At 63.1% G+C, this 25,727-nt stretch carries 22 protein-coding genes; 9 read left to right on the forward strand and 13 right to left on the reverse strand.

Annotated features, from left to right (window positions below; genetic code table 11):
- Positions 1-47 precede the first annotated feature (47 nt).
- Genes AC04SG_RS18425 through AC04SG_RS18435 form a run of 3 tightly spaced genes read right to left on the reverse strand, consistent with a single transcriptional unit; the run spans position 48 to position 3,834 of the window.
- Positions 48-2,363: a xanthine dehydrogenase family protein molybdopterin-binding subunit gene (locus AC04SG_RS18425; protein ID WP_488552192.1), complete on the reverse strand. Its 2,316-nt coding sequence runs from the start codon at positions 2,361-2,363 to the stop codon at positions 48-50.
- Complete coding sequence (locus tag AC04SG_RS18430) at positions 2,360-3,343, reverse strand: FAD binding domain-containing protein (protein WP_488552193.1); 984 nt, start codon at positions 3,341-3,343, stop codon at positions 2,360-2,362. Before AC04SG_RS18430 ends, AC04SG_RS18425 begins: the two co-directional genes overlap by 4 nt.
- Entirely contained in the window at positions 3,340-3,834 is a 495-nt protein-coding gene (locus tag AC04SG_RS18435) for a (2Fe-2S)-binding protein (protein ID WP_488552194.1), read from the reverse strand. The genes AC04SG_RS18430 and AC04SG_RS18435 overlap by 4 nt, the downstream gene beginning before the upstream one ends.
- A gap of 405 nt (positions 3,835-4,239) precedes the next feature.
- Between AC04SG_RS18435 and AC04SG_RS18440 the strand changes: the two genes are divergently transcribed.
- Positions 4,240-4,857 (forward strand): TetR/AcrR family transcriptional regulator, encoded by a 618-nt coding sequence (locus AC04SG_RS18440; RefSeq protein WP_488552195.1) that lies wholly within the window; start codon positions 4,240-4,242, stop codon positions 4,855-4,857.
- 7 nt (positions 4,858-4,864) lie between these two features.
- Here the strand turns inward: AC04SG_RS18440 and AC04SG_RS18445 are convergent, their stop codons facing one another.
- From AC04SG_RS18445 to AC04SG_RS18470, 6 genes are all read right to left on the reverse strand, one after another.
- Positions 4,865-6,955 (reverse strand): bifunctional AfsR/SARP family transcriptional regulator/alpha/beta hydrolase, encoded by a 2,091-nt coding sequence (locus tag AC04SG_RS18445; RefSeq protein ID WP_488552196.1) that lies wholly within the window; start codon positions 6,953-6,955, stop codon positions 4,865-4,867.
- A gap of 525 nt (positions 6,956-7,480) precedes the next feature.
- Positions 7,481-7,768, reverse strand: a complete 288-nt coding sequence (locus tag AC04SG_RS18450; protein ID WP_488552197.1) for a hypothetical protein — start codon at positions 7,766-7,768, stop codon at positions 7,481-7,483.
- 12 nt (positions 7,769-7,780) lie between these two features.
- Positions 7,781-10,330: a caspase family protein gene (locus AC04SG_RS18455; protein ID WP_488552198.1), complete on the reverse strand. Its 2,550-nt coding sequence runs from the start codon at positions 10,328-10,330 to the stop codon at positions 7,781-7,783.
- Positions 10,331-10,596: 266 nt separating this feature from the next.
- Complete coding sequence (locus tag AC04SG_RS18460) at positions 10,597-11,601, reverse strand: zinc-dependent alcohol dehydrogenase family protein (protein WP_488552199.1); 1,005 nt, start codon at positions 11,599-11,601, stop codon at positions 10,597-10,599.
- A gap of 49 nt (positions 11,602-11,650) precedes the next feature.
- On the reverse strand, positions 11,651-11,923 hold the full coding sequence (locus AC04SG_RS18465; RefSeq protein ID WP_488552200.1) for a hypothetical protein: 273 nt from the start codon (positions 11,921-11,923) through the stop codon (positions 11,651-11,653).
- 66 nt (positions 11,924-11,989) lie between these two features.
- Positions 11,990-12,742, reverse strand: coding sequence for a DUF899 domain-containing protein (locus AC04SG_RS18470; protein WP_488552201.1), 753 nt, complete (start codon positions 12,740-12,742; stop codon positions 11,990-11,992).
- Positions 12,743-13,129: 387 nt separating this feature from the next.
- Between AC04SG_RS18470 and AC04SG_RS18475 the strand changes: the two genes are divergently transcribed.
- A complete protein-coding gene (locus AC04SG_RS18475) occupies positions 13,130-14,350 on the forward strand; it encodes a helix-turn-helix domain-containing protein (RefSeq protein ID WP_488552202.1) in 1,221 nt (406 codons plus the stop codon).
- A 33-nt stretch (positions 14,351-14,383) separates the two neighbouring features.
- Positions 14,384-15,016, forward strand: coding sequence for a Vgb family protein (locus tag AC04SG_RS18480; protein ID WP_488552262.1), 633 nt, complete (start codon positions 14,384-14,386; stop codon positions 15,014-15,016).
- 40 nt (positions 15,017-15,056) lie between these two features.
- Here the strand turns inward: AC04SG_RS18480 and AC04SG_RS18485 are convergent, their stop codons facing one another.
- Positions 15,057-15,362 (reverse strand): hypothetical protein, encoded by a 306-nt coding sequence (locus tag AC04SG_RS18485; RefSeq protein WP_488552203.1) that lies wholly within the window; start codon positions 15,360-15,362, stop codon positions 15,057-15,059.
- A 253-nt stretch (positions 15,363-15,615) separates the two neighbouring features.
- Here AC04SG_RS18485 and AC04SG_RS18490 point away from each other — a divergent pair, with 253 nt between their 5' ends.
- The gene (locus AC04SG_RS18490) at positions 15,616-16,227 is read left to right on the forward strand and encodes a sulfotransferase family protein (RefSeq protein WP_488552204.1); all 612 of its coding nucleotides are present in this window, start codon (positions 15,616-15,618) and stop codon (positions 16,225-16,227) included.
- Between the two features lie 164 nt (positions 16,228-16,391).
- Here the strand turns inward: AC04SG_RS18490 and AC04SG_RS18495 are convergent, their stop codons facing one another.
- The 3 genes from AC04SG_RS18495 to AC04SG_RS18505 all read right to left on the reverse strand — a co-directional run bounded on the left by AC04SG_RS18495 (position 16,392) and on the right by AC04SG_RS18505 (position 17,898).
- Positions 16,392-17,123: a DUF2270 domain-containing protein gene (locus tag AC04SG_RS18495; RefSeq protein ID WP_488552205.1), complete on the reverse strand. Its 732-nt coding sequence runs from the start codon at positions 17,121-17,123 to the stop codon at positions 16,392-16,394.
- A gap of 148 nt (positions 17,124-17,271) precedes the next feature.
- Entirely contained in the window at positions 17,272-17,502 is a 231-nt protein-coding gene (locus AC04SG_RS18500; RefSeq protein ID WP_488552206.1) for a hypothetical protein, read from the reverse strand.
- Positions 17,503-17,595: 93 nt separating this feature from the next.
- Positions 17,596-17,898 (reverse strand): hypothetical protein, encoded by a 303-nt coding sequence (locus tag AC04SG_RS18505; RefSeq protein WP_352560664.1) that lies wholly within the window; start codon positions 17,896-17,898, stop codon positions 17,596-17,598.
- 302 nt (positions 17,899-18,200) lie between these two features.
- On the opposite strand from AC04SG_RS18505, the gene AC04SG_RS18510 reads away from it, so the two are divergent.
- From AC04SG_RS18510 to AC04SG_RS18530, 5 genes are all read left to right on the forward strand, one after another.
- Positions 18,201-19,343, forward strand: coding sequence for a helix-turn-helix domain-containing protein (locus tag AC04SG_RS18510; protein ID WP_488552207.1), 1,143 nt, complete (start codon positions 18,201-18,203; stop codon positions 19,341-19,343).
- A 406-nt stretch (positions 19,344-19,749) separates the two neighbouring features.
- Positions 19,750-21,399, forward strand: a complete 1,650-nt coding sequence (locus AC04SG_RS18515; protein ID WP_488552263.1) for a putative bifunctional diguanylate cyclase/phosphodiesterase — start codon at positions 19,750-19,752, stop codon at positions 21,397-21,399.
- Positions 21,400-21,665: 266 nt separating this feature from the next.
- Entirely contained in the window at positions 21,666-22,187 is a 522-nt protein-coding gene (locus tag AC04SG_RS18520) for a ubiquinone biosynthesis methyltransferase UbiE (RefSeq protein WP_436259314.1), read from the forward strand.
- The gene (locus AC04SG_RS18525; RefSeq protein WP_488552208.1) at positions 22,184-23,362 is read left to right on the forward strand and encodes a methyltransferase domain-containing protein; all 1,179 of its coding nucleotides are present in this window, start codon (positions 22,184-22,186) and stop codon (positions 23,360-23,362) included. The genes AC04SG_RS18520 and AC04SG_RS18525 overlap by 4 nt, the downstream gene beginning before the upstream one ends.
- The gene (locus AC04SG_RS18530; RefSeq protein ID WP_488552209.1) at positions 23,359-25,725 is read left to right on the forward strand and encodes a SpoIIE family protein phosphatase; all 2,367 of its coding nucleotides are present in this window, start codon (positions 23,359-23,361) and stop codon (positions 25,723-25,725) included. The genes AC04SG_RS18525 and AC04SG_RS18530 overlap by 4 nt, the downstream gene beginning before the upstream one ends.
- Positions 25,726-25,727: the final 2 nt, after the last annotated feature.

The raw sequence follows: 25,727 nt of genomic DNA on the forward strand, positions 1-25,727 counted from the left end.
GAGATTGGCGAGGCGAGGTGACGACGATCTCCCCCGCCATCGCTTTCCTAAATCAGTTTCTCCAGAGTGATCGGCAGATCGCGCACCCTTTTCCCGGTCGCGTGGAACACCGCATTGGCGATCGCCGGCGCCACGCCGACGATGGCCAGTTCGCCCACGCCCTTGCCGCCGAGCACCGAGGAATGCAGGTCGGGAATGCCGACCGAGATCACTTCGATATCGGGGATGTCGGCATTGGTCGGCACCAGATAGTCGGCGAGGTTGTTGTTGACGATGCGGCCATGCCTGCGGTCGACGATGCCTTCTTCGAGCAGTGCCTGGCCGATGCCCATGATGATGCCGCCCTTCCACTGGCTTTCGGCGAGTTTCGGATTGTAGAGCCGGCCGGAATCCAGCGCCGACACCACGCGCGACACACGCACCGTGCCGAAATCCTCGTCGACCCGCACCTCGATGAAATGCGCGCACCAGGAGTGGCGCGAGTAGTCGCCCTCGGTGTGCGGCACCGACGTGGCGATGGTGGTGTAGTTCTTGTAGCGGTCTTCGGCGCTCGAATTGGCCGGCATGGTGTCGCCGGTGGCTTCGATGCGGTCGCGGCCGACGCTCGCCAGCAGTTCCGCAATCGAGACATCGGGACCATCGCCGCGCGGCGCGGTTATGCGGCCATTGGCGACGACCAGCGTGTTGGCCTGCAGCGCGTGGAAGGGCGAGCGCGGATCGCTGATCGCCAGCCCGACCAGCTGGTCGAGCGCCGATGTCGCCGCCTTGTAGACCGCGCCGGTCATCACGCCGGCCAGCCGCGACCCGCCGGCGACGCCGGCGCGGGGAAAGCGCGAGTCGCCGAGCTTGACCACGACATCGTCGGCCGGCACGCCGACCGTCTCGGCCGCTGTCTGCGCCAGGATGGTGTAGGTGCCCTGGCCCATGTCGATCGAGGAGCTTTCGACCTCGACGGAGCCGTCGGCGAGGATGCGCACGATGGCCTCGCCATAGGCGCGCCGCACCGGATAGGTGCCGGCGGCGACGCCCCAGCCGATCAGCTGGTGGCCGTCGCGCATCGAACGCGGCTTCGGCGTGCGCTTCGACCAGCCGAAGCGTTCCGCACCGGCGGCAAAAGCCTCGCGCAACTGCCGGGTCGACCAGGCTTTTTTCGCTTCCGGATCCTGTTCGGCATAGTTCCTGAGCCGGATCTCCAGCGGGTCGATGCCGACCTCATAGGCGAGCTCGTCGATGGCGCATTCGATGCCGAAGGCGCTGGGGTTTTCGCCAGGCGCCCGCTTGGCGCCGGGCACCACCGTGTTCACCCGCACAACATTCTGCTTCGAGGAGAAGTTGGGCGTGGCGTACATGATCGAGGTGACCGACGCCAGCGGCTCGACCCACATGCCGTCGACCGCGGTCTCGTTGACGCCGCGATGCACGATCGACTGGATCTTGCCGTCACGGCCGGCGCCGATCGTCACCGTCTGGCGGGTCGCGGCGCGGCCGCCATAGGAGGTGAAGTTCTGCGGCCTTGTCAGCACCAGCTTCACCGGCCGTCCGAGCATTTTCGCCGAGGCCGCCGCCACCGCGCTGTGGGCGAGCGCCAGCGCCTTCGAGCCGAAGCCGCCGCCAATATAGGGCGAGACCAGCCGTACATTCTCGAACGGCACGCCGAACCATTCGGCATAGGTGCGCGCCATGCCGTCCAGCCACTGGCTGGGCTCCCAGATGGTGAGCTCTTCGCCCTGCCAGCGCGCGATCAGCCCATGCGGCTCCATCGCCGCCTGGTATTCGCGCTGCGTATTGTAGGCGGCGCAGATGCGCACCGGTGCGGCGGCGAACGCCGCTTCGGCGTCGCCCCATTCCTTGGTCATGACATCGATCGGGATGCCGTCGCCGGCCTTGGCATCGCTGAGGTCGACGATGGCCGGCGTCTCGTCATAGCTGACCTCGACCAGGGCCGCCGCGGCGACCGCCTGCTCGAAGGTCTCGGCCACGACGGCGGCTATATGCTGGCCGGAATACGTGACAGTACGGGCGAGCGGTGAGTATGTCTTCTGCGTTGGCGGATTGCCCAGCCAGTCCGACGCGCCTTTGATCTCCATGATGGTGTCGGGCGTCAGCACCAGAAGCACGCCCGGCGCGGTCTCCGCGGCCCGTGTGTCGATCGCGCGCACCGTACCGGCGGCGATGGTGGCCTCGACCATCACCGCATGCGCCAGCCCGTCGAGCTGCTGCTCGAAGGCGTATTTGGCAGCACCGGTGATCTTGGCCGGGCCATCGACGCGCGACAGCCGTCCGCCGACCGCGCCGTCGGAGGCGTCGCCATGTCTCGAATCGGCATGTCTTGTATTGGCATGTCTGATGTTGTGAACGGTCATGCCGTCTCTCCCAGTTTGAGGATGGCGCGCGCGACCACGCGCGGCGCGAGCTCGATCTTGTAGTGGTTGGCGCCATGGTCGACGGCGCCTTCCATGGCGAGCCCGCTCGCCTTGCGCACGGTGTCTTCGTCCAGGACCTTGCCTTTCAGCGCCTCTTCCACGGCGCGCGCCCGCCACGGTTTTGTGGCGACGCCGCCGAGCGCGACGCGCAGGTCGCGGATGGTACGGCCGTCGGCTTCCAGCTCCAGCCCGACCGCGGCACTTGCCGCGGCGAACTCGTAGGACTGGCGGTCACGCACCTTGAGATAGGTCGAGCGCCGCGCGGCGGCCGAACCGGGGATCTCGATCGCGGTGATCATCTCGCCGGCGCGGATGTCATGCTCGCGCTCAGGCGTGTCGCCCGGCAGCAGGAAGAAATCGTCGACCTTGAGCACGCGCTTGCCGAGATGGACCGTCGCATCGAAGGCGACGAGCGCGGTGGCGAGGTCACCGGGATACATGGCGATACAGGCCTGGCTGGTGCCGAGCACGGCGTGGCCCCGCGTCACGCCGCCGATCGCCGAGCAGCCGCTGCCGGGCTCACGTTTGTTGCAGGCGGAAAAGTTGGAGGGGTCGCGGAAATAAGGGCAGCGCGTGCGCTGCATCAGATTGCCGCCGACGGTCGCCATGTTGCGCAGCTGCGCCGAGGCGGCCTGCCACAGTGCTTCCGAGACAGCGGGAAAATGGCTCTTGATCCCGGCATGGTCGGCGACATGGCTCATTTTCGCCAGCGCGCCGAGCGTGGCGTGGCTTGCATCGACGCTGATCGTGTCCAGCCCCTTGAGATGGGTGATGTCGACCACGGTCTCAGGTTGGGCGACGCCGCATTTGGCGAGGTCCACCAGCGTCGTGCCGCCGGCAAGCAGCATGGCGCCGGGAAGCGCCGTCGCCTTGCGCGCGGCCTCGATGCTGTCGGCGCGAACGTAGGAAAAATCCCTCATGATGCCACCTCCAGGGCCGCCTGGCGCACGGCGGCGACGATGTTCGGATAGGCGCCGCAGCGGCAGAGATTGCCGGCCATGTATTCGCGGATCTCGTCGTCGGAACCGGCATGGCCCTCGCGGATGCAGGCCACCGCCGACATGATCTGTCCCGGCGTGCAATAGCCGCACTGGAAGGCGTCCTGCTCGAGGAAGGCCGCCTGCACGGCACTGAGCGTTCCGTCGGCTCCGGCCAGCCCTTCGATGGTGGTGATCGAGCGGCCTTCGACTTGTGCGGCAAGTGTCAGGCAGGCAAGCACGCGCTCGCCGTCGACATGCACAGTGCAGGCACCGCACTGGCCGTGGTCGCAGCCCTTCTTGCTGCCGGTCAGGTCGAGGCGATCACGCAGCGCGTCGAGCAGCGTGACGCGCGGCTCGACCTGCAGTTCATGGGAATGGCCGTTGATGGTGAGGTGGATCGGGATGGTGGTGGAGGTGGTTTGGTCGGTCATGAGGCGTCTGGCTCCAGTTGCTTGACGCTAGGGGGTTGAAATGGGGCTTGGGCGGGGCAGGGCAAGGGTAATCTCTCCCCTTGAGGGGGATGGCTGCGGCCAGAGGGGGTCGCCTCGCGTGGAGCGCTAACCCCATCTGCCGCAGGTGGTCGCGCCCGGTCGAGCCGACCCCCTCTGTCGCCTTCGGCGACATTCTCCCCCTCAAGGGGGGAGATTACGCTCGCCACGGCTTTCGCCGTTCTCCAGCGGGCAGGGGAAGCTTTCAGTCCTTCAACACGTGACATACTGCTTCCCTTGGTTATATGATGAAAGCACTCCACTAAAGCGGAGGCGCCTCCGTTTATTTAACGTGGGGGCTGAACTGTCCCGGTTCAAGCCCCATATGTGCGTTGAGTGGAGAAAAAATTGGACGACCAGCAGACAACAACCGCCCAAGGTGCGCGCGAAGCCGCAGCGCCGAAGCCGCTGCGCGCCGACGCGCAGCGCAACCGCGACCGGCTGGTCGAGGTGGCGGCGACGGCTTTTGCCGGGCAGGGCGTCGATGCTTCGCTGGAGGAGATCGCGCGCCAGGCGGGCGTCGGCATCGGCACGCTCTACCGGCATTTCCCAACCCGCGAGCATCTGGTCGAGGTGGTCTACCGGCGCGAAGTCGAGGCGCTCTGCGCGGCTGCCGATGACCTCGCCAGCCACCATCCGGCCGATATGGCGCTGGAACAGTGGATGCAGCGCTTCGTCGATTACATCGCCACCAAGCGTGGCCTGGCGGCCAGTCTTCGCATCCTGTTCAACACCAATTCCGCCGTGTTTTCCGACTTGTCGGGCCGGGTGTCGCTGGCCTTGCGGCAACTGGTCGAGGCGGCTGCGGCCGAAGGCTCGATCCGCGGCGACGTCGACGCCTCCGATGTGCTGCATGCGCTCGGCGGCATCTACTCGGCCCCCGACACCAAGGACTGGCGCGACCGCTCACGCCGGCTGGTCAAGCTGCTGATGGACGGGCTGCGGTTTGGGGCGGGGAAAAGGTGATCAGCGCTTAAGTCGAACCATCGACCGAATAGAACGGAAACGCGCCGGGCAGCCCGATTGCTGCCATTTCGCCACGCTCCTCGAACCGCAGGCCGGAGCCGACCACGAGATCGCGCACCGTGCGTGACGCGATGATTTCGCCCGGCCGCGCATGACCCAGCAGCCGCAACGACAGCTCGATCGCCGCGCCGGAAAATTGATGGCCGCGCTGCTCGCACTCGCCGATATGCACCGCCGAGCGAACCTCGACACCGGATCGCCGCAAGCGATCGCGAATGGCGATTGCGCACTGGATCGACCGCGTTGGCCGCTGGAAGACCGCGAGCACCTTGCCGTCAGCTCGGCTGATCTCTCTGCCTTCGGCCGCGAGGAGTTCACCATGGAGCGCCTCGGCGTGCCGCTCGGCCGGCTCGATGCCCAAAGGCGAGCCCGTCATATCTAGGGACAGCACCGACACCAGCAGCCGTTCGCCTGGAGCCGCCGGCAAGGCGCCGGTGACGAAAGCCTGGATTTCGTCGACAAGGCGATCGGAATTCTCGCCCCAGATCACGTGGTCGCGGCCGGCGAACTCGATATGTCTGGCGCCTTCGATACTCGCTGCCAGGAAGCGCCCTTCTTCCGCGTTCACCCAGCGGTCGCCCGTTGCCTGGGCGATCAGGGTCGGCACGTGAATGGCCGGCAGGATATCGCGGACATCGATTTCAGTACCCCAGCGCCAGAGCGCGATCGCCTCCGCCGGTGAGGCCGAGTTCCTGAGATAGGCGGCGAACCATTCCCGTTCGAATGCGTCGTTCATCAGGCTGGGGGCCGCATTGCTCATGTCGGCCGGCTCGCCCCACTGTCTTTCGATGGCGGCGAGGTCTTCCTCCACTTCTTGCCCCGTCCTTCCCCAGGGATAGTCCCGCAGCCGTCTGCCGCTGGCATAGGTTCCGTTGAGCACAAGTGCGGCGGTGCGCTCGGGGTAAGTCGCCGCGAACAGCATGCACATCGGGCCGCCCTCGGAACTGCCGAACAGAACCGTGCGCTTGGAACCGACCGCATCGAGCACCGCCCGCATGTCTTCCATGCGTTCTTCCAGCGTCGGCAAGCCGACATTGCGGTCGGACAAACCGGTGCCGCGTTTGTCCGTGCGGATCAGGCGCGAAAAGCGGCCGAGACGCCTGAGCACATGCGCAAGCCGCGGCGAGTCCCAGGCAAGGTCGAGGTTGGACACCCATCCCGAGACATAGATCAGGTCGATAGGGCCGTCGCCCGTGACCTGATAGGCAATGTTGACCCCCGCCGATTTGACGTAGCGGGTCTGCGGTCGCGCGGGTTGGTGACTGAAGCCGGTGGCGTCATCCGCATCGGTCGTGGGTGGCTGTGCCGGCGCTATCGTTCGGCGTGTGCGCAGCGTCTCGAACAATTGCCGCGTCTCCGGCTCGGGCTGCAGCTTGAGATCGCGTTGAAGCGCAGTGCGGCAGTGCTCGTATTGCTTCAGCGCGAGATTGGTCCTGCCTTGCGCCGCATAGGCGCGCATCAGGGCACGGTGGACGTCCTCTCTCAGCGGCTCCATGGCCAGCAGACGCGTCGCCACGCGCACGCATGCGGCAGGATCGTTCGTCGCGGCATAATGCGCGACCAGCCTGTCGAGTGCCGCGACGGCCAAAGCCCGCAGCCGCTCGCGTTCGATCCTCAGCCAGTCCTCGAATGGCTCCGCCTTCAGGCCGAAGCCGTCGAGCAGGTCGCCACGGTAGACATTGAGCGCCAGTTCGAGGTCTTCGGGTGCCGGGCTGGCGACCAGCGCCTCGAACCGCGCGACATCGAAATCAAGGTCGTCGAGATGCAGAGCGACGCTGTCGCCGTCGGTAAGGAAGCGGCCGCCGCCGCATGCCTGCATGGCCTTCCTGACGGACGATACCGCTTGCCGCAGGCTCATTCGCGCCTGCGCCTCGCCGTTGATGCCCCAGAGCAGGGTCGCCAGCTTCTCGCGCGACTGCGAATGCCCCGACTGTAGTGCGAGATAGGCGACCATCGCACGCGCCTTGCGGCTGATGGCCGGAACCGCGGCCCCGGCAAAGTCGAAACCACCCAGCAGGTGAAGATAAGGTCCGGTCATCGGATCCCGCCACGGTCACAGCATGACGACGATCCGCTCAAGCTCACTCCATTTCAACAATTATTCCGCCGCCGAGGCGCTTTTCACGATTCCATCACGCAGGTTCCCACGCGTTTCTCACGACGGTTGAGGAGATTGGCCGCACTGGCTCTCTTTTCGCAGGAGGATACCGTGCATCACCCTGGCTCGACCGAATGGCCCATCTGGCATGACAACCCTGGGCGCGACCTGCAAGAGCTTGGCGCACCATCGCGTCACGACATTGCGCTGGCTCGCTATCTCGAAACGCAACAAGCCCATCGGGCATCGACGGCTCGCAGGCTCGATCCGGTGGCGGTCTTAGCCTCGGCACTGGCAGCGTTCGTCGGTCGCGTTTTCCGCGCCGCTCTGCGCCGAATTATCCGCCGGCCAACCAATGCGATACGTGGATGGACGGCGTCGGCTTGACGCTGTCCAAGGCTCATGCGGAATTCAGCAAGACCCTTTTGGGGCCGTTGAGCGCGCGCCGCCCTTTGGTTGACGATCTCATCCCCAGCCGCCGCCGCCACCGCCGCCGCCGCCGCCACCGCCGCCGAGAGCAGGAATAACCGGCGGCTTTTGGGGTGCCTCCTCGGCCGGCTTGATCACTTTGCCGGTAGTCGCCTTCTTGTATCGGACCACCTTTGGCTGGGGCGCTACGCGAACCACCTTGCGATGTTTCACGGGCGGCGCCGGCTCAAACATCGGCGACACCGAGGTGCAGCCCATGAGCCCGGCCAGAACGCCGGAGAAAATTGTCCCGATGAATGCCTGCTTGAATGCCTTGCCCACCATGGCCTCCATTGTTCAAAACAAGTCCCGACGCGGATTGGCTTCTTCCCAGACCCCCCGGGCCGCTTTGACCAGTTGCGTGTCCAGCGAACCGGACAGCGGGGTCTTCGACTTCAGCTCTTGACGCAGCGCGTCCAGGGCCGCCGTTTTTGGCTTCGTGCCGAACTGCGCCAGGCCTTTTTTGGCGTCCGGAAGCTCCTTGCGCAGATCGAGTGCAACGGCGAATGCCAGGAAACGCACAGCAACGGCCTGATCGGCCGTGTCGCCTTTCGCCATTTCGAGTGCGGCGCGATCATAGGCGCTGGACGGATCGCCGCGCGCGGTTGCCAGTTCGAACAGTCTTTGCGCTTCCGCCGGATCCTGGCGCACGCCCACGCCATCCCTGTACATGCGGGCGAGGCTGCCGGGAGCGTAGGGCTGGCCAAGATCGGTGGCCTGCTGGAACAGCGCCTGCGCCGTTTTCGGATCCTTGTCGATGCCCTGGCCGGCGAGGTAATTGCGGCCGAGCAGGTTCATCGAATACATGTCCTGGCGCTGCACGCCCGCCTGCAGGAAGGCGACGGCGCGGGCCGGATCGGCAGGCACGCCGTTGCGGCCCTCGGTGAAGATCGCGGCCAGATCGTTCATGGCATAGGTGTGCCCCATGGCCGCCGCCTTGAGCAGCAGGTCCAGGCCCTTGGCCGTGTCGCGGTTGACGCCGTAGCCGTTGAACAAAGCGCGGCCCCACGAGGTCATTCCGTAGGGATCGCCCTTGTCGGCGGCAGCCTTGTAGAGAGCGTTGGCCTGGGTGCGGTCGATGGGCGTTCCGGTCCCTGTTGCGTTGAGATAGCCGAGTTCGAAGACGGCGCGCACATGCCCCTTCTTGGCGGCGTCCTCGATGGCTGTCTTGGCCTCGGCGACCTTACCGGCAGCTAGCAGCGCGCGGCCGAGCTCGTAGCGGAAGCGAGCGACATCGGGATAGGTTTTCACCGCGGCCTCGCAGGCCGCAACAGCACCGGCGCCGATCTCGTTCGGCAGCAGGCCGGGCACCACTCCTTGCAGGTCGAGAGGCTCGCCGGCGGCGGTATCGCAAGCGTCGACCGTCGGCGACAGCTTCATCGTCGCGGGCTTCGACGAATTGCTGTCGGCCCGGATTTCGAAGCCGACCTCGACCGGCGCTCCGGCGCCGATCTGCGGCTCGTAGCGAAGATGGTCGACTTCACCGGCCAGAAGGCTGGATTGCGGCGACAACGTCCGATCAGGCAGCGACAGCGTTCCCGTTGCCGGATAGCCCGAGACCTTCAGGCTGACCGCCGGATCGTCGGTCGGGAAATCCAGATTGAGCGCAACAGGGCCAACGCCGACGGGAACATCGAGTTTGTGGTTCTCGATCGCTTCGGCGGCACCGGTGATGTGGATGCCGCGCTCCAGCACCTGCTGCTTCTGCTCGGCCTCGAGCGAAGCCATGATCTGCTGGCCGGCGGCGCCTTCGCCGCTCTTGACGCGGAACACCAATATGCCCTGGCTTCCGCCGCCCCAACTGTCATGCGTGGCATAGGCGAGCATATCAACCTCGTCCTGCGTGGCGGCCCCCTTTGGGACATCCATCTGCAGGCGCGGCAGGTCCTTGCCCGCGATCGGTTCGCCCACCGCGACGTCCTTGCCGTCCAGCATCAGGCGGCCCATTGCGGGGGGCCTTTCGATGCTGACGCTGACAGCGCCGCCATCGACATCGAGCGGCTCCGGAAGGCCGAGAGCGACAGGGCCGACCCCCGACAGCACGACCTTCTCCAGCACTGGCGGCAGCGAGGGCCGGTTGCTGCGGCGTACCAGCACCACGTCGTCGATCAGCGAGGAATTTTCCCAAGGCACCTGCATGCCGTTGGTGGCCTGCACGACATCGCGGCGCACCGCCGACATGACCGTGCGGATCTCCTGGTTCGGCGCAAGCGCGCGGCGTGAAAATGCCGATGAAAACGGGCTGAGGTCGCCGCTGCCGTCATAGGCGACGGCGCCCGGTTCGGTGGCGAAGGCAATCAGCGTGTTGAGCGAGCTGCGCACCTGCGCCAGTCCGGTGTTGCCGGCGGTGACAAGCTGGTCACGCAGCCAGTAATTGTTGCGCGGGAAGGGGTTGTTGCGGCAGGCATCGAGGATGATCACCTGGATCTTCGACTTCGAGCGCAATTGCTCCAGCACATCGTTGAGCTTGATGGCCTGGACCTCGATGTCGGCGGCCTTTTTCAACGAGGCGTCGACCGGTATCAGGAAATTCTCGCCGCCGATCTGAAAGCCGTGCCCGGAATAGTAGACGACGGCGAGATCAGCGCCGTCGACGGCGGCCAGGTAGTCCCGGAACTGGCCTTCGAATTGCTGCTTGGTGAGATTCTCGGCGACGAAAACCTCGAAGCCCGCCAGGCGGAACGTGGCCGACACGTCCTCGGCATCCTTGGCCGGGTTCTTGAGTGCCGGGATGTCACGATATTCGGAATTGCCGATGACGAGGGCGACCCTTCGATCGGCGCAGGCCTCAAAGGTCGTGAGGCTGACGAGGATGAAGGCCGCGATGAATCCGCAAAGTCGGAGCATGGCAAAACCCCTGGCCGCTGCCTGACGCCGACGAGAACACCGCTTGCGGCATCAAGGCCCGTTGATCGTATGCAACCTGCCACAGGATAAAGTGAAAGGCCCGTCACCGCCAGACCATGGCAGGCGATTTCTTTCGGCGCTGACTGACCGTGGTGGCAGTAGCACGCGCGTCAAGAGCGGGTATGTGACAAGTCTCACAGTCACATCAACGTGCTGAATGCGCTGTCCGACACCAGGGACTGGTGGGTTGCGGCAGGATGCGATGGTCAAATTTCGAGGCAAACCTTGCCGAAATGCTTTTGCGTCTCGTAGTGCCTGAAGGCAGCGGCGATGTCCTGCAGTGGAAAGCTGCTGTCGATGACGGGCTTCAAACGGTTGACCTCTATCGCCCGGATCATGTCTTCCTGGTCGGCCCTGCTGCCGATGGAAATTCCGCTGATGCGGATCTGGTTCGAAAACAGCGCCGGGATCGAAACCTCGGCCGCAAAGCCGGTCAGCACGCCGACGAGCGCGATGTGCCCGCCTGTGCGGCAGGCCGCGATCGACTGCGCCAGCGTCGCGGGTCCGCCGACCTCGATCACCTGGTCGACACCGCGTCCGTTGGTCAAATCCCTCGCCTTGCCGCCCCAGTCGGACACCGCCTTGTAGTTGATGACGCTGTCGGCCCCGAGGCGTCTCAGCTTCTCCAGCTTCTCTTCACTGGACGAGGTGGCGATGACCCGGGCGCCGGCAGCCTTGGCAAATTGCAGCGCAAACAGCGACACGCTGCCGGTGCCGAGGATCAGCACCGTGTCGCCGGGCTTCACCTTGCCGCACGTCACCAGGCCTCGCCAGGCGGTAACGCCCGTGCAGGTAAGCGTTGCCGCCTCGAGATGCGTATAGCCCGCCGGCGCCTTGGTGAAGGCCTGCGCCGGCATGGACACATATTCGCTGGCGAAGCCGTCGAAACTGTCTCCTGGAATGTCGCGCCTTGTCTCTGATGTCATGTCGCCGCCCAGCCAGCCGGGATAGAAGGTGCTGACGACGTTATCTCCTGACTTGAAGACATTGACACCGTCGCCGACGGAAATCACCTCGCCGGCGCCGTCCGACAGCGGCACGCGGCCGTCTGCGAGCGGCACCTTGCCTTGCACGGCGAAATCGTCGCGCATGTTGAGCGAGCAGGCGCGGATCCTGACCAGCACCTCACCTGGCCCAGGCCGGGGCTGATCCTCCTCGACCAGGTCGAGCTTGTCCAACCCGCCCGGCGCTCTCAGCCTGACCAGCCTCATTGTGTCTCTCCGACGTGCGGGGTGTTCAGAATGGCAGTGGCGAACCGGACTATTGCCGGGCCGGCCGGCCGGAAATCACACGCAACCATGGCGCCAGATGGAAGGCGCTCATCAAGAGATACATCACCGGCATGCCGGTGAGCAGGGAGGCATCGGCGCCCAGGCACGACATCATGCCGTCGCCAGTGTGAATGCAGGTAATCAACGCCATCGCAGCGAAAGTCGGCGCCGCGGCGAGGCACAGCCAGTCGGCGATGCCGAGAGGCGTCGCGCCGATGGATTGAGGGATCTCGCTGCTGATGCCTGTGCCGATATCGCTCATGGTTCTCATCCTTCGAAAGGTTGGGTTCCTCTCCCCCGCCGTCGGCGGGGGCGAGGAACTCGCTCCTTACTTGCCGTCCTTATCCCGGAACGCGGCTTCGCCGGCGGCGGCCACCGCTTCCCATGTCTTGTCGGGTCCGGCGTCGTAATTGTCGTGCCAGTTCCACCAGCTGTAGAGCTCGGTCTGCGGATAGCCTTCGGGCGAGTCCTCCCAGACCTCCTGGCGGCCGAGCGGCGTGGCGTCGAGGTAACTCCAGACGGTTCCCATCGCCTCGTCGCCGCGGCTGTTGATGAAGTAGGTGCGATACACCTTCTTGCCGTCCTGGATGAAGACGTTGTGGCCGTGCCATTCGTCGACGCCGAAATCCTTGTCGAAGCTGTCGGTGATTGTGTACCAGGGCATCTGCCAGCCCATCCGCTGCTTCAGGCTGACAATGTCGGCCTGCGGCGCGCGCGAGGCGTAGGCAAGCGTGGTGTTGCGGGCGTTGAGATGGGCGAGATGGCCGACCTGGTCGGCGCCGAGTGAACAGCCGCGGCAGGCATGTTCGGGCCAGCCATAGACGCCGGGTTCGTAGAAGGCGCGGTAGACGATCAGCTGGCGGCGGCCCTCGAACAGGTCGAGCAGGCTTGCCTTGCCGTTGGGGCCTTCGAACACATAGGCCTTGTCCACTTCCATCCATGGCATCCGCCGGCGTTCGGCCGAGAGCGCATCCCTGGCGCGCATCGTCGCCTTTTCCTTCACCAGCATCTTTTCGCGCTCCGCTTCCCATTCCTGCCTTGAAACGATTGGTGGGGTCTTCATTGCCACGTGCTTGGTCATTGCTCGTCTCCTTTGCCGGTCATTACGCCGTTGCGGCCTGTCGTTGCCTGCTGATCGTGAGGTAGGGTAGGGCCGGAAGGCGGCGAGGGCGGAGTTACAAATGTGACGGGATTTGACGGAGGCCCACCGCAGCAGGGGTGGCGGGGCCGCGCAGTGTGCTCAAGATCCTCGGAAGCAGGCATTGTCAGTTATCTCCAATGAGAAGCTTAAAAATACCATCTGAGATGCTCAGGCTAGCGACTGCCGATATTGCCGTCAACGCCGCCCGAGGTGTCTCCTGCCAGCCCAGATGGCCAGGTTGCCGCCCCGGCTTGCTGCTTGGCGGCGGTGACTTAAGTTAGGGCCATGACCGGCGGAGGTGGGAGTTACAAGTGTGACGGGATTTGAATGGACTCGCTGATCACCGCGGCAGGGCTGGCGCTGGCGGCGGGTGATCCGCTGGCCGCGCTCGACCGCGTCGCGCTGCGCGAGGACGCGCCGGCGCTGGCGCTGCGCGGCATTGCGATGGCGCAGCTCGGCGATCTCGATCGCGCCAAGCTGCTGCTGCGTCGGGCCGGCCGCGCCTTCGGCTCCAAAGAAGCGGTGGCGCGCGCCAGATGCGTCGTCGCCGAAGCCGAGATCGCGCTGGTCTCACGTGACCTCGGCTGGCCGGCCAAGGCGCTCGATGCGGCGCGGGCGACATTGGAAAGGCACGCCGACCGGCTGAACGCCGCGCATGCCGGCCATCTCAAAGTGCGCCGCCTGCTGCTCATCGGCCGTCTCGACGAGGCTGAAGAGGTGCTGGCCGGGCTCGACCCGGCGCCGCTGCCACCCGCCTCACGCGCCGCGCATGAACTCGCCGTTGCCGGCATCGCCATGCGCCGGCTCAAGACGAAAGCCGCGCGCGCAGCCCTTGAATGGGCGCGCCACGCCGCCCGCCGGGCCGGCATTCCGGGCCTTATGGCCGAGGTCGACAGCGCCTTCCTGTCACTCGACACGCCGGCGGCCCGGCTGATCGCCAATGGCGAAGAGCGACCGGTTCTGCTCGAAGAGGTCGAGGCGCTGCAGACGTCGTCGGCGCTGGTCGTCGATACGTTCCGCTATGTCGTGCGCAAGCAGGAAACCACGGTCTCGCTGGCAACGCGCCCGGTGCTGTTTGCACTGGTGCGTGCGCTCGCCGAAGCGTGGCCGGTGGATGTGCCGAGGGCAACACTGATCGCCCGCGCCTTTGGCGGCAGGCACGCCGATGAATCGCATCGCGCCAGGCTGCGGGTCGAGATCGGCCGGCTGCGCGCCGAATTGCGGCCGCTGGCCGGCATCGAGGCGACCAGCCAAGGCTTTGCGCTGGCGCCGCGTCAGCCCGTCGCGGTCGTGGTGCTGGCACGGCCGATCGAGGAACGGCACGCGGTGATGCTGGCCTTCCTGGCCGATGGTGAAGCCTGGGCAAGCTCGGCGCTCGCGCTCGCGCTCGGCGCCGGCCAGCGCAGCGTACAACGGGCGCTCGAGCAACTGGCCGAGGCCGGCAAGGTGCAGTCGTTCGGCCACGGCCGGGCGCGCCGCTGGATGACGCCGCCTGTGGCCGGTTTCACGACCACCTTGTTACTCCCGGCACCGCTGCCAAACGGCTAGGAAGGCTCCGTGACCATGATCGAGGACCAGGACATGAAACATTCAGCCGCCGAAATCCTGCGCGAATACGGGCCCTTTCCTGACGTCGACATCGTGCATGGCGTGAGCTTTGACGGGCAAAATGTCTGGTTTGCCACGGGAGAGAAGCTGACCGCCTTCGATCCGGCAAACGGTGAAACAAAACGCGCGATCGATGTCGCGGCCCATGCCGGCACCGCCTATGACGGCCGGCATCTGTTCCAGCTCGCCGGCGACCGCATCCAGAAGATCGATCCGGATACGGGGCATGTGCTGGCCACCATCCCGGCGCCCGGCGGCGGTCGCGACTCCGGCATGACCTGGGCCGAGGGCACGCTGTGGGTTGGGCAGAACCGGGAGCGCAAGATCCACCAGATCGATCCCGAGACCGGGAAAATCCTGCGCACCATCGAATCCAACCGCTTCGTCACCGGGGTGACCTGGGTGGATGGCGAACTGTGGCACGGCACCTGGGAAGGTGACCACAGCGACGTCCGGCGCGTCGACCCGCAAACCGGAAAGGTGCTGGAGCGGCTCGACATGCCGGCGGGGAAGGGCGTGTCTGGGCTCGAATCCGACGGCGGCGACCGCTTCTTCTGCGGCGGCGGCCCAGGCGGCATGGTGCGAGCGGTACGCCGGCCGAGATAGGCAGGCAGCTTGTCTTATGCTGCGGAACGTTCGGCCGAGATCATATCCCGGAGCCGTCGAGCTGCTGGGCGTCCTCGCCGTCCCAGGGCGCCGGCATCGAAGCCCGGCTCAGATTGGCCGTCGGCAGCGGCATCCAGCATTTCAATTCGGGTTCAGGATATTCGATCACCCGTCCCGGAGACGAATCGGAAGAGCGCCAGCCTTCTGAACCGAACTGGTCGGCGCGCGACCAGTAGGCGAGGTCGACCTCGGCCGGCCCCTGTTCCGACGGCCTCACGGTGACCAGGATGCGGCTGCCGTCCTTGGGCGCGCTCGCCATATGCCGCCAGCGATCGGGTTCGTCCATCTCATGTCCTCCTGCGGTCTGCAATCTGGCTGAATAGTCGCTTCGTGGCCGAGGCCGGTCAACCGATCTTTGTGTGGGACAGATCTATCGTTGGCGGCTAATCTGGCCCGGGCGCAGTTCTGATATATACGATGAAGAGTGAAGAGTTGCTGCCTACGCGGCGCTTCCTGCGGAGAGGCTGCTATCGTGCAGCCGCTGAGCGATGCCAACCTGCCAGCTGACCGACCTCGGCGGTTCGAGCCAGGGAGGAAAAATGTCGATCAAGGTGATCGGGACGGGCTTTGGCCGCACCGGAACGGATTCGATGAGCGAAGCGCTGACGATACTCGGCCTGGGCCCCTGTCATCACATGTCCGAAGTCATCGCCAACGAGGAGCAGAAGCGGCTCTGGCGTGCACTGGCGAAGGGTGCTGCGCCTGATTGGAGCGAGCTGTTTGCCGGCTATGCCTCCTGCATGGACTGGCCATCGGCGCATTACTGGCGCCAGCTGATCGAGGTCTATCCCGATGCCTCGGTCATCCTCACCTGGCGCTCGCCGGAAAGCTGGTGGCAGAGCTTCGAGAAGACCATCCTGGCCGGCATCAGCCAGCTTCAGGATCACGAGGCGCTTGGCATTTCCCTGATCGCCAAGCAGGTCTTCGGCGGCAAGGCGCATGATCGTGCGACCGCGATTGCCCGCTATGAAGCCAACGTCGCGGCGGTCATGGCGACAGTACCGCGGGAGCGGCTGCTGGTCCATAAACTGGGCGACGGCTGGGAAACCCTGTGCGCGCATCTGCGCGTTCCAGTGCCCGACCAGCCCTATCCCAACCGCAACGACACCAAAGAATTTCGGGCGCAATTTGGGTTGGACCGGCTGCCCTGAGCAAGGTCTGCGGCTTCGCCAATCCTCTGCACGCGACCGGCGATGACGCCCCATTGTCCGTGATATCGCTCGATGCGCTGCGCCATCGCGGCTAAGCCGACACGCGTCGGTATGCCTGCGAAACAATTGCATCCAAAACCCGATTGCGCTTTCGGGGACAATGTTCAGACATGCACGGTGCCATGCGAAAGCTCGCCCTCGTCGCTCGAGATGAGGAAAGCGGCGGCAAGCATGCCGACATAGAGCAACCCGACCATGCACACCACATAGATGCCTGGAACAGCGCCGAGCTGCGCCACGCGCGTGGCATCGAGAAATGACGCGCCGAAGCCGATCGGCGATCCTTCGCGCTGCAGGCTGGGCGTCGTGATTTTCAGCACCCAGGCCAGCATCAGGATCGTGTACATAAAAATGTAGTTGCGGCGCAGCCGGCGTACCAAAGCCGCGCGCTGCGAGATCAAAAAGCGTGGCGAACGCAGGCCTTCGCCGACGATGGCCAGCCAATTGGAGGCGTAGTCAGGCTGCGGCGAGAAAATCTGCGCGAAATAATAGCGCTCGAATTGGCGCACCCTGGCCCGGTAGACGTCGAAGAAGCGATAGCGCCGCGCCTCGATCCACAGAAGCAGCGTGATCAACAGCATGGCGAACAGCAGCACGCCGTGATGGGCGCTGGGTGTCGACAGCGAGACTGAGAGCATGGCGGCGACGACGGTGATCGCCCAGTTGCTGGTGCGGTCCAGACGGTCGCGCCAGCCGGCCATGCGGGCTATCTCGGCGCGATGAAAATGTGACATGGTGGTCGCGAGTTCCGATGAGGTGAGCTTCAGCGCGAACGCATCCGACACCCGCGGCGCTGCTGCCGCTTCGACGGGCTTCACAGTCTGGACCTGGGACATCCCTTTGCCATGCGCCTCCCAACGCTATGGCCGGCCGAAAGACAGCGGCCACACCCCGTAAGTCACAACGCACGGCGGGTAGAAACGTTCCAGCCGCTTTGTTTATGCACTCAGCCATACCCGCTCGGCTACGCGATCGAGCGGTGCGCTAATGCCCGCTTTCCGCGACTTTTTGCCGACGAGACCTGACCGCTTCCAGCAGTTCGTGCTCGCCGGTGTGAGCATTTCGAAAAATGGCCACAACCATCACCGCCAGGATTTCGGCGTCCGGGTCCAAAGGGTTGAGATGTTCATCCGCGCAGACTTGATCGAACACGCGTTCGCAAATAGCCAGATCGTGAGGGCTGAGGCAGGTGCGATTGGAACGCCTACGCAGCATTTGTGCGAACCTTTCAGGGCCCGCTGCCCGACGAGCCGCTGAAGCGATGGAATGCTCCAGCGATAATATCGTCGACAGTGTATTGCGGTGAGTTTACTCGTTTCCTGACGATTGAACGGTCAGCAATCCCAAAATTTCCGCGCACTCGCGAGCTTTATACTGACCGATGTTCATCAACTGGTAGTAATCCTGTCGCTTGTTTTCCGGGATATGAAAGCCGCGCCTAAAATCGGCCGCCTCCTTCGGAGTTCGAGTGCAGCCGATTTTACTGGCTGTGACTTTCAAACTTGCCAGTGAGCATCCGATCCTGGCCGCAATATCCTTCAACGGCTCGTTGTTAACGTATCCGTCAAGAATTATCTTGCGACGAGCTTCGCTGTTGAGCTTTGCGTTCATTTACAGGGTCTCCCCAACTACGCTTCCACAATGCTCAATTCTATATGCAGCGGGCTGAAGAGTGTCGTTAGCGTCGCATCCAGAAACTTATCTCGGAATGCATTTCTTGCTGTTACTCGCCGCGATCGCCGGCCCTGTCGACGCGAGTTCCGCTGTAGTTGGCAGGGTTGCGGCTGTGGTCATCGACGGCTGGATCTGGCTGGTCTGTCGATATCGGCCTCAAAGTCTTGCCAGATGCCCGAAGTACACCACATGATTGAGAGGGGCATGGGGCATACCCGAATCGGATATGGCACCACGCGATGGACGCTAAAAAGCCAGACGAGGCACCTGCGAGGCAGCCGCCGGAGCGTGATCGACGTCGTTGGCCGCGCGAAGCTCACCCTCACAACGAGTCAGCTTCGCCACTCGCGCCGGCGCTCGAGCCTTTGTCCTTTTCAACGCTCGAACTGGCGCCAGAGGATCAATTCGCCGCCTGGCAAGCGCATATGGCTCCGCTTGTCGAGGTCAAACTGCCGGATGACAAATCGCCGGACGATGGCTTTCCCGCCGACCACACGGCCTGGAACCTCGGTGGCATGCTGATCGTTCAGCAGCGCGCAGCGGCACACAGTTACATGCGTTCTGCCGCAAAACTCCGGTCCAGTTCGATCGATCACTGGTGCATCGTCTTGCCCCATACTGGCCGGTCATGGACGGAGGTCGATCGTCGCGTGGCAGAAAGCCAGCCGGGCAAATTGGAGATCAGATCGCTCGGCTACCCGTTTCGCGGGAGGGCAACGGACTCTGAAAGTCTCCTTCTGTATATGCCGCGTGATTTGTTCGCCGATGCGGCGGCAAGCCTCGACGCGAAGAACAATTCAATTCTGTCCGGCAACTTTGCCAACCTCCTGGTCGGCTACATTAACAGCGTAGAGGCAAGACTGCGCAGCCTCACGGCTGACGATCTGCCTCGCATTGTACATGCAACGCGCAGCATGATCATCGCCTGCCTCGGGCCTGCGGCGGAACATGCTGCCGCCGCCGAACAACTGGCGAATGTTGCGCTCATGGAGCGGGCGCGCAGATACGTCCACCAGAATCTGGATGCGGCTCATCTGACACCGGATTCAATGTGCCGGGCGCTCGGCGTCTCGCGCTCCCGTCTCTATCAGTTGTTCGAACCAAGCGGTGGAGTTCTCCATTACATCCAAAGCCGCCGGCTTCTGGCAGCGCATATTGCGCTCAGCGATCCGGTGGACAGCCGGCGAATTGTTGAAATTGCCGAGGCCTTCGGGTTTAGTTCAGCGGCCAATTTCAGCCGGGCATTCAGCAAGGAATTCGGTTACAGCCCCCGCGAAGGCCGCAGCACGGTGGTGTTGTCGCGCCCGGCCCACTCTGCTTCGCATGCCGAACACCAGAAGGCCTCTTCCTTTGAAGGTTGGCTCAAAGCGCTCGGAAATTGAAACAGGATCGGCGATGTTGAGGTGGCAGGTTCAAGCAGGCTTGCCGGGGGCGGCCAAGGCGATGCTGCATCATGAACCAGAATATTCGTGTCGCGTCGACCGCGCCATCATCATACAGCCAATTGCGATTTATTAACCAACTGTGACTGTTCATCGTTATCGACAGTTTGCCGCCAATCACGGCGGAGCATACATTGCGACTATGCAGCATGAGGAACTTGTTAAGACTGCCAGTTGAAAGTTTGCCAAGTTTGGCAGTTATGCTATTTCTGAACTGGGGGACGCGAATTAACACCGCCTATGGAGGTGGCTCTTGCACCCGGAGGCATCAGGCGTCGGCACGCAGAGTGAGGGGTCTTCCTCATGCGATGTTCCACGTGCCGGCGAAGCGCTTCTCGCTGACCTTTTGGCAAACACGACCGAACTTTTGTCGTTCTATGACCGCGATTTTTGTTTGACGCACTACGCAACCAAGCTCAAAGGCGTGTACGGAGGCGCGGTAGCGGCGGGTGCCCCCGTTTGGGAGATCTACCCGAGCTTCCTCGATGCGAGGTACCGCGACGAATTTCTTCGTGTGTTCCACGGCGGCACCCCGGCACACATCGACTTGCCGCGATCATCGGACGAAGTGCCCTGTTCCGTTTTCGTCTTCGCCACCGCGAATGGTGTGGGAATCATCGAGACAAGGGGGCACGGCGAGCGGAGCGCGGCGGAGGAGCAGGAGCATGTAACTCTGCTCCATCACGCGACGCACGACGTGCTAACAGGACTGCAGAATCGGCGGCGATTCGGCGAGCGGCTACAGCAAGCGCTGGCGGCCATCGGCGAAGCAAAGCCGAAAGCCGCCCTGCTGCAAATCGACCTCGACGATTTCAAAGCGGTCAACGACACGCTCGGTCATGGAGCAGGCGACACGCTTCTTCAGCTCGCCGCGGGTCGAATCCGCGACGCGCTGCAGGACGGCGAATCCGCATACCGCTATGCCGGCGATGAGTTCGCCGTCATCCAATTGGGAAAGGATCAGCCAGCGGAAGCCGAGCGCCTCGCAGGATCTCTGGTCGACGCGTTCAAGGAGCCGTTCGTCATCAATGGCATTCCCGTCTTCGTCGGCTCGAGTATCGGAATTGCTTTCGGGCCGGAGCACGGGACCGATGGCGAGCAGTTGATGAAAGCCGCGGACATTGCTCTTTACGCAGCCAAGACGGACGGACGCGGTTGCGCCCGAACGTTCAACCGTTCGATGCTGCTCCTGCTCGAGCAACGCGAGAATCTGAGGCGCAACCTTAGAACCGCGCTGGAGCGGGGCGAGCTTTATCTGGAGTATCAGCCCCTCATTCGGTCTCCCGCGTCGGTGATCGGTTTCGAAGCGCTACTGCGGTGGCGGCACCCCGAGATCGGAATCATACCACCCGGCGTGTTCATACCGATCGCCGAGTCGGACGGTCTGATGGACGAGATTGGCCGATGGGTGCTTGAGGAGGCCTGTCGCCAGGCATTGACGTGGCCCTCCTCGCTGACGATCGCAGTGAACCTGTCGCCTGCTCAGTTCCTTAGCGGATCGCTGACTGACACCGTGGCCCAGGTCATCGACGCAGTTGGAATCCGGGCCGACCGACTTGAACTCGAGATAACCGAAACGGTTCTTCTCGAGAAGACGATCGACAATATCGACACATTAAACACTCTGAACGTCTTGGGAATACGAATATCGCTCGACGATTTTGGAACATACTACTCATCGTTGAGCTATCTTAAGAACTTTCCCTTCGACACGTTGAAGATAGATCAGTACTTCATTGCGGACCTGGGGACCGATCTCAAAAGCCAGACCATCGTGCGATCGATCATAAATCTGGCGCACGGCCTGGGAATAAGCGTCACCGCCGAGGGGGTTGAGACGTCGGCGCAGGCGCGGTGGCTTATCAAGGAGAACTGCGATTGCCTGCAGGGCAATTTCCTGGGACGCCCACTCGGAGCCGATGCAATTGGCAATTTCATCAGACGATCCCAGCTGAGGGTGGTGCGAGCGATGGAGAAATCAAATCGGGCGGTTTAGAGCGGTTTGATAGAACCTCTGATCCTAAGTATTTGTTTTTACACAAATCCGGACGGAAAACCGCTACGCATGTTTCCTGGAATTGCTTTGCACCTTGCACCCTTTGTTAACGGTGAAGTGGAGATTTGTGGAAACGATCGAGGCAGATACCGCTCAATTCTTCGAGTCGGTGCAAGAGTGGCTCATCACGGCGCGGGGTGAAATTTTCGTCGCGGAGACCATCGCCCTACCAGGGCTCAATGCTGATGGAACAAGGGAGGATGCCTATGGGACCTGTTCATCATGAGCTGGCTGGCGAGCCGACTTTTGCGCCCATGATCCAGATCGACATGGAAATCAAAGCTTTCGTCTCCGCCTGGAGACACTGCGATTATGTCTCGACATACACGGCCCGGATGATCAGTCAAAACAGATCAGACTCGGTCCGGCATTCAAATCTCTTTTCCTCTGCCCTCAATGAATTGCTGGAAGTCGCCTTTCGTACGCGCCATGCCGGTGGTGAACTGGCATGCAGGGTATCCCGCCACGGCGCGACGGACAGGATCGAACTGACGTTCCCATGCGTGCCAGAGGAGCGCGAATTCTATGAAGAAGCCGTGTCACGCGTCGCAGGAACAGAGGCCAGGGAGCGATACCTCAATTCGGTGTCTGGGGATGTCGCGCCCAGCCGGGAGGTCGTGCTCCTGGAACTGGCTGTCGACTACAACGCGGTACTCAGGGTGGAGGAAGCCGATGGTGATGCAATCAAGCTTGTCGTGGATCTCCCGCTTGAGGGCCTGCAACATTGAGCCCTTACGACCTCCTCCCGCGCTTCAAGGCGCAATATGACGCCAACAACCAGGAGTTCTCCATATCCGGGGTGGTCCGGCCTCAGGCAATCGATGAACTTGGGCCTAGCATAGCATTGCTCCGCGATGCGATCGGCCGTGTGCGCGGCGTTCTCTACGTCAATGTCAGACGCCTGACGCAGATGAACAACGCCGCGTTTCACGCCTTTTCGAGGATCCTCATCGACGCCTGCCGCGCTCGGCCCGATCTCAAATTCGTCGTCATCACGTCAAGCGTCGTCGGATGGACCTCGCGAAAATTCGGTCGCTTGAGCGGAATCGAGCCGAACATCACGGTCGAGGAGTATGACAGCGAATTCTATCCGGGACAGGGCTTCCTCGAGGAAGGCGGGTTCGTTCCGATCCTGCGTTCACAGACGAAGATGACCTGGCGCCACGAGCGCGCAATCTTGCCGCGACACGGCATGAGGCAGGGGATCGTCATGGCCGACATCTGTTGCGGGATCGGCGATTTCGCCGTGCTCGTGCAGAAGGAGTTCCAGCCATCGCGGATCGTCGCCCTCGACCACTCCATATCGAGCCTGAACTATGCTCGACAGGTGATGCGGGAGTTCGATATCCGGGGCATCGAATATACCTATGGCGATGCGTCGGAGATGCTGCTCGATGAAGCGCAGTTCGACCTGGTGACCTGCCGGCATTCCCTTCAGATATTCAATCGGCCTGAACTCATCCTCAAGGAGCTCTACCGCATATGCAAGCCGGGCGGGCGGGTCTACATCACCAACGAGAAGAATTCGCATTGCCTCGGCGAGCCGCGCGCCGAAAGCATCCGTTGGACCTACAACGAGGTGGCGAAGCTGTTCGGGCATTTCGAGATGGACGTCGAGCTTGGGCCGAAGAGCCGGCGATACCTGATGGAAGCAGGATTCGAAGACATCCGTGTGGAGACCTTCATGGTCACTAACATGGACGGCGATTCCCAGGATTTCGCCGATGTCATTGCCGCCTGGGCGGATGTCTATGCGGGCGAGATGGCGACCAGGCGCGGTGATGGACCGGAGTTCGTCGCACAGTTCCGGCAGGGTTTCGAGGACCACATTTTCGCTGCGCTCCATCCCAAAGGTTATGCGGGTTGGCCGATCTGGGTCGCATCGGGGCGACGGCCGCAATGAAAGTCGACAATGAGCCTACGCCGCGCTTCGGCCTACGCTCCTTTCGAGCGAAATTCGTGTTGGTCGTTGGCGGCGCCGTCCTGTTCGACCTCCTGCTGAGCGGTGGCCTGGCCCTTTGGAACGTTCAGAAGCTGTCGCGCGACGCAACATCGGAAGTCGGTGAGGGCCTGACGACCGCAAACCAGGAATACATTCGTTCCTATGCCGAATCGACAGCGTTGAGCGTCGATCTGCTGCTCGATCGGGTTCACGGCGACGTCAAGGCGTTGGCTGGCGTACTGCAGGCCCAAATCAACGAACCGACGAGGCAGCAAGAGGTCGGAGCGACGCTTTCGCATGAAGCGCCCGGCTCCGTGAAGGTCGTCTACGACGCGCAGGGCGATTGGGCGCAGAACCTGCCCGGCGCGCCTTCCGTGGTCAGTGTCTGGGGCTACCTGCTGGGCGCCGACCACGCTCCGCTGCCGGGCGTTCAGAAGGAAATCGATGACAGTACCGTGATCGATCTCGTCGCGCCGACTCTCATGGCCAGCGGATCGTCCAAACTGCAAATGTACTATATTGGTCCAAAAGAACGGCCGATCTTCAGGACGGTGCCGTATACGGACCAGGCGCAGACCTTCGACAAGCTTTATCCGGGCCACAACAAGGCGGAGTTCTGGGAGTTCTTCTTTCCGGGAATCTATGGCTCATGGCAGCAATGGGCCAGGGATCCGGCCTCGCGTCCGGTCCCTGACGATATCACCCAGACAGCGCCTTACACCGATGCAATCACGGGAAAGCTGATCGTCAGCTTTTTCCACCCGCTGTGGACGCGCGATCGCACCGGTATCGCAGGTACGGCCGGGGCCGACATCACCCTCGATCAGCTCGCGGAAGTCGTCGAAAGGGTGAAGATCGCTGAAACCGGGTTCGGCTTCCTCACCATGTCGACCGGCAATGTGGTGGCGATCAATCCGTCGGGCCAGGCGATCATCGGCCTGACTTCATCAAGCGACGCGGGCACGCAGGGCGTCACCGGCCTAGAGCGGTCACTGCGGGGAAGTACGCAGCCGGCTATCGCGTCGCTGCCTCTCGGCCAGAACAATGACGGTGTCATTCAGCATATCATGCTCGACAACAAGGGCGAACGCGTACCCTACATTGTTGTCCTCAAGCGACTGAAGCCGACCAATCTGTGGAGTTCGGGACCGATCAAGTCCGAAACGATGTCGGTCGGGATCGTCGTTCCCGAACGGGAGATCTATGCGTCCCTGTTTGCCGCGCAGAAGAGCATTTCGCGCGCAACCAATCGTATCCTGCTCTTTCAGATCGGTGCGATCATCGTTTCGCTTCTGATTGTTTTCGCGGCCGTGCTCGGAATTTCGAAGCGGATCACCGCGGGCCTCAGGGCGCTTGCCAGTGCCGCCCAGCGGCTCCAGACCAAGGACTATTCAGTCCGCGTCAGCATTCCGACGCGCGACGAGGTTGGAGCCGCTGGCATCGCTTTCAACCGCATGGCCGAGCAGATCAGCTTCCACACGGAAAACCTCGAGCAACTCGTCGACGAACGAACCAGAGAGCTCGGCGACGCCAATCAGGAGATTTCCGCTCTCAACGAAAAGCTGCAGGACGAGAACGTCCGCCTCGGCGCCGAGCTCGCGGTTGCCAAGCAGATCCAGTTGATGGTCCTGCCGAAACCATTCGAACTCGAAGCGATTCCGGGGCTGGAGATCGCAGCCTACATGCGGCCGGCCGACGAGGTTGGCGGTGACTATTACGACGTCCTGCAGAACGGATCACGGATCAAGATCGGCATCGGCGACGTGACCGGTCATGGTCTCGAGAGCGGCGTGCTGATGCTGATGGTCCAATCCGTCGCACGCGCGCTGCAGGAGACCGACGAAGCGGATCCGCACCAGTTTCTGGACCGGCTGAACAGAGCGATCTACAAGAACATCGAGCGGACGAACACCGGCAAGCATCTCTCGCTGGCCTTTCTTGACTTCGAGGATGAGCGGGTAACGCTATCCGGCCAGCATGAGGATGTTCTCGTCGTGCGTGCGGACGGGGAGGTCGAACGCATCGATACGCTTGATCTGGGCATGCCGGTTGGTCTGGAGAATGACATCTCGAAGTTCATCGACACGCGTGACATCCAGTTCGAGAGTGGCGACGTGATCGTGCTGCACACCGACGGTGTGACCGAGGCGGAGGATCAGGACAAAAGGCTATTCGGGTTCGAGCGCCTCTGCCAGAGCGCAAAAAAACGTTACGGCGGGAGCGCCGAGGACATCAAAACCGGGATCATCGAGGATCTGATGGCCCATATCGGAGTCCAGAAGATCCATGACGACATCACCCTCGTGATCATAAGGCACACATAGCA

The organism is Mesorhizobium sp. CNPSo 4684, assembly GCF_057784315.1.

Excerpts from the sequence above, each read along its gene's own strand:
- AC04SG_RS18425 (WP_488552192.1), bottom strand. The coding sequence starts at position 2,363 with ATGACCGTTCACAACATCAGACATGCCAATACAAGACATGCCGATTCG.
- AC04SG_RS18430 (WP_488552193.1), bottom strand. The coding sequence starts at position 3,343 with ATGAGGGATTTTTCCTACGTTCGCGCCGACAGCATCGAGGCCGCGCGC.
- AC04SG_RS18435 (WP_488552194.1), bottom strand. The coding sequence starts at position 3,834 with ATGACCGACCAAACCACCTCCACCACCATCCCGATCCACCTCACCATC.
- AC04SG_RS18445 (WP_488552196.1), bottom strand. The coding sequence starts at position 6,955 with ATGACCGGACCTTATCTTCACCTGCTGGGTGGTTTCGACTTTGCCGGG.
- AC04SG_RS18450 (WP_488552197.1), bottom strand. The coding sequence starts at position 7,768 with ATGGTGGGCAAGGCATTCAAGCAGGCATTCATCGGGACAATTTTCTCC.
- AC04SG_RS18455 (WP_488552198.1), bottom strand. The coding sequence starts at position 10,330 with ATGCTCCGACTTTGCGGATTCATCGCGGCCTTCATCCTCGTCAGCCTC.
- AC04SG_RS18460 (WP_488552199.1), bottom strand. The coding sequence starts at position 11,601 with ATGAGGCTGGTCAGGCTGAGAGCGCCGGGCGGGTTGGACAAGCTCGAC.
- AC04SG_RS18465 (WP_488552200.1), bottom strand. The coding sequence starts at position 11,923 with ATGAGCGATATCGGCACAGGCATCAGCAGCGAGATCCCTCAATCCATC.
- AC04SG_RS18470 (WP_488552201.1), bottom strand. The coding sequence starts at position 12,742 with ATGACCAAGCACGTGGCAATGAAGACCCCACCAATCGTTTCAAGGCAG.
- AC04SG_RS18475 (WP_488552202.1), top strand. The coding sequence starts at position 13,130 with ATGGACTCGCTGATCACCGCGGCAGGGCTGGCGCTGGCGGCGGGTGAT.
- AC04SG_RS18480 (WP_488552262.1), top strand. The coding sequence starts at position 14,384 with ATGAAACATTCAGCCGCCGAAATCCTGCGCGAATACGGGCCCTTTCCT.
- AC04SG_RS18485 (WP_488552203.1), bottom strand. The coding sequence starts at position 15,362 with ATGGACGAACCCGATCGCTGGCGGCATATGGCGAGCGCGCCCAAGGAC.
- AC04SG_RS18490 (WP_488552204.1), top strand. The coding sequence starts at position 15,616 with ATGTCGATCAAGGTGATCGGGACGGGCTTTGGCCGCACCGGAACGGAT.
- AC04SG_RS18495 (WP_488552205.1), bottom strand. The coding sequence starts at position 17,123 with ATGTCCCAGGTCCAGACTGTGAAGCCCGTCGAAGCGGCAGCAGCGCCG.
- AC04SG_RS18500 (WP_488552206.1), bottom strand. The coding sequence starts at position 17,502 with ATGCTGCGTAGGCGTTCCAATCGCACCTGCCTCAGCCCTCACGATCTG.
- AC04SG_RS18505 (WP_352560664.1), bottom strand. The coding sequence starts at position 17,898 with ATGAACGCAAAGCTCAACAGCGAAGCTCGTCGCAAGATAATTCTTGAC.
- AC04SG_RS18510 (WP_488552207.1), top strand. The coding sequence starts at position 18,201 with ATGGACGCTAAAAAGCCAGACGAGGCACCTGCGAGGCAGCCGCCGGAG.
- AC04SG_RS18520 (WP_436259314.1), top strand. The coding sequence starts at position 21,666 with ATGGGACCTGTTCATCATGAGCTGGCTGGCGAGCCGACTTTTGCGCCC.
- AC04SG_RS18530 (WP_488552209.1), top strand. The coding sequence starts at position 23,359 with ATGAAAGTCGACAATGAGCCTACGCCGCGCTTCGGCCTACGCTCCTTT.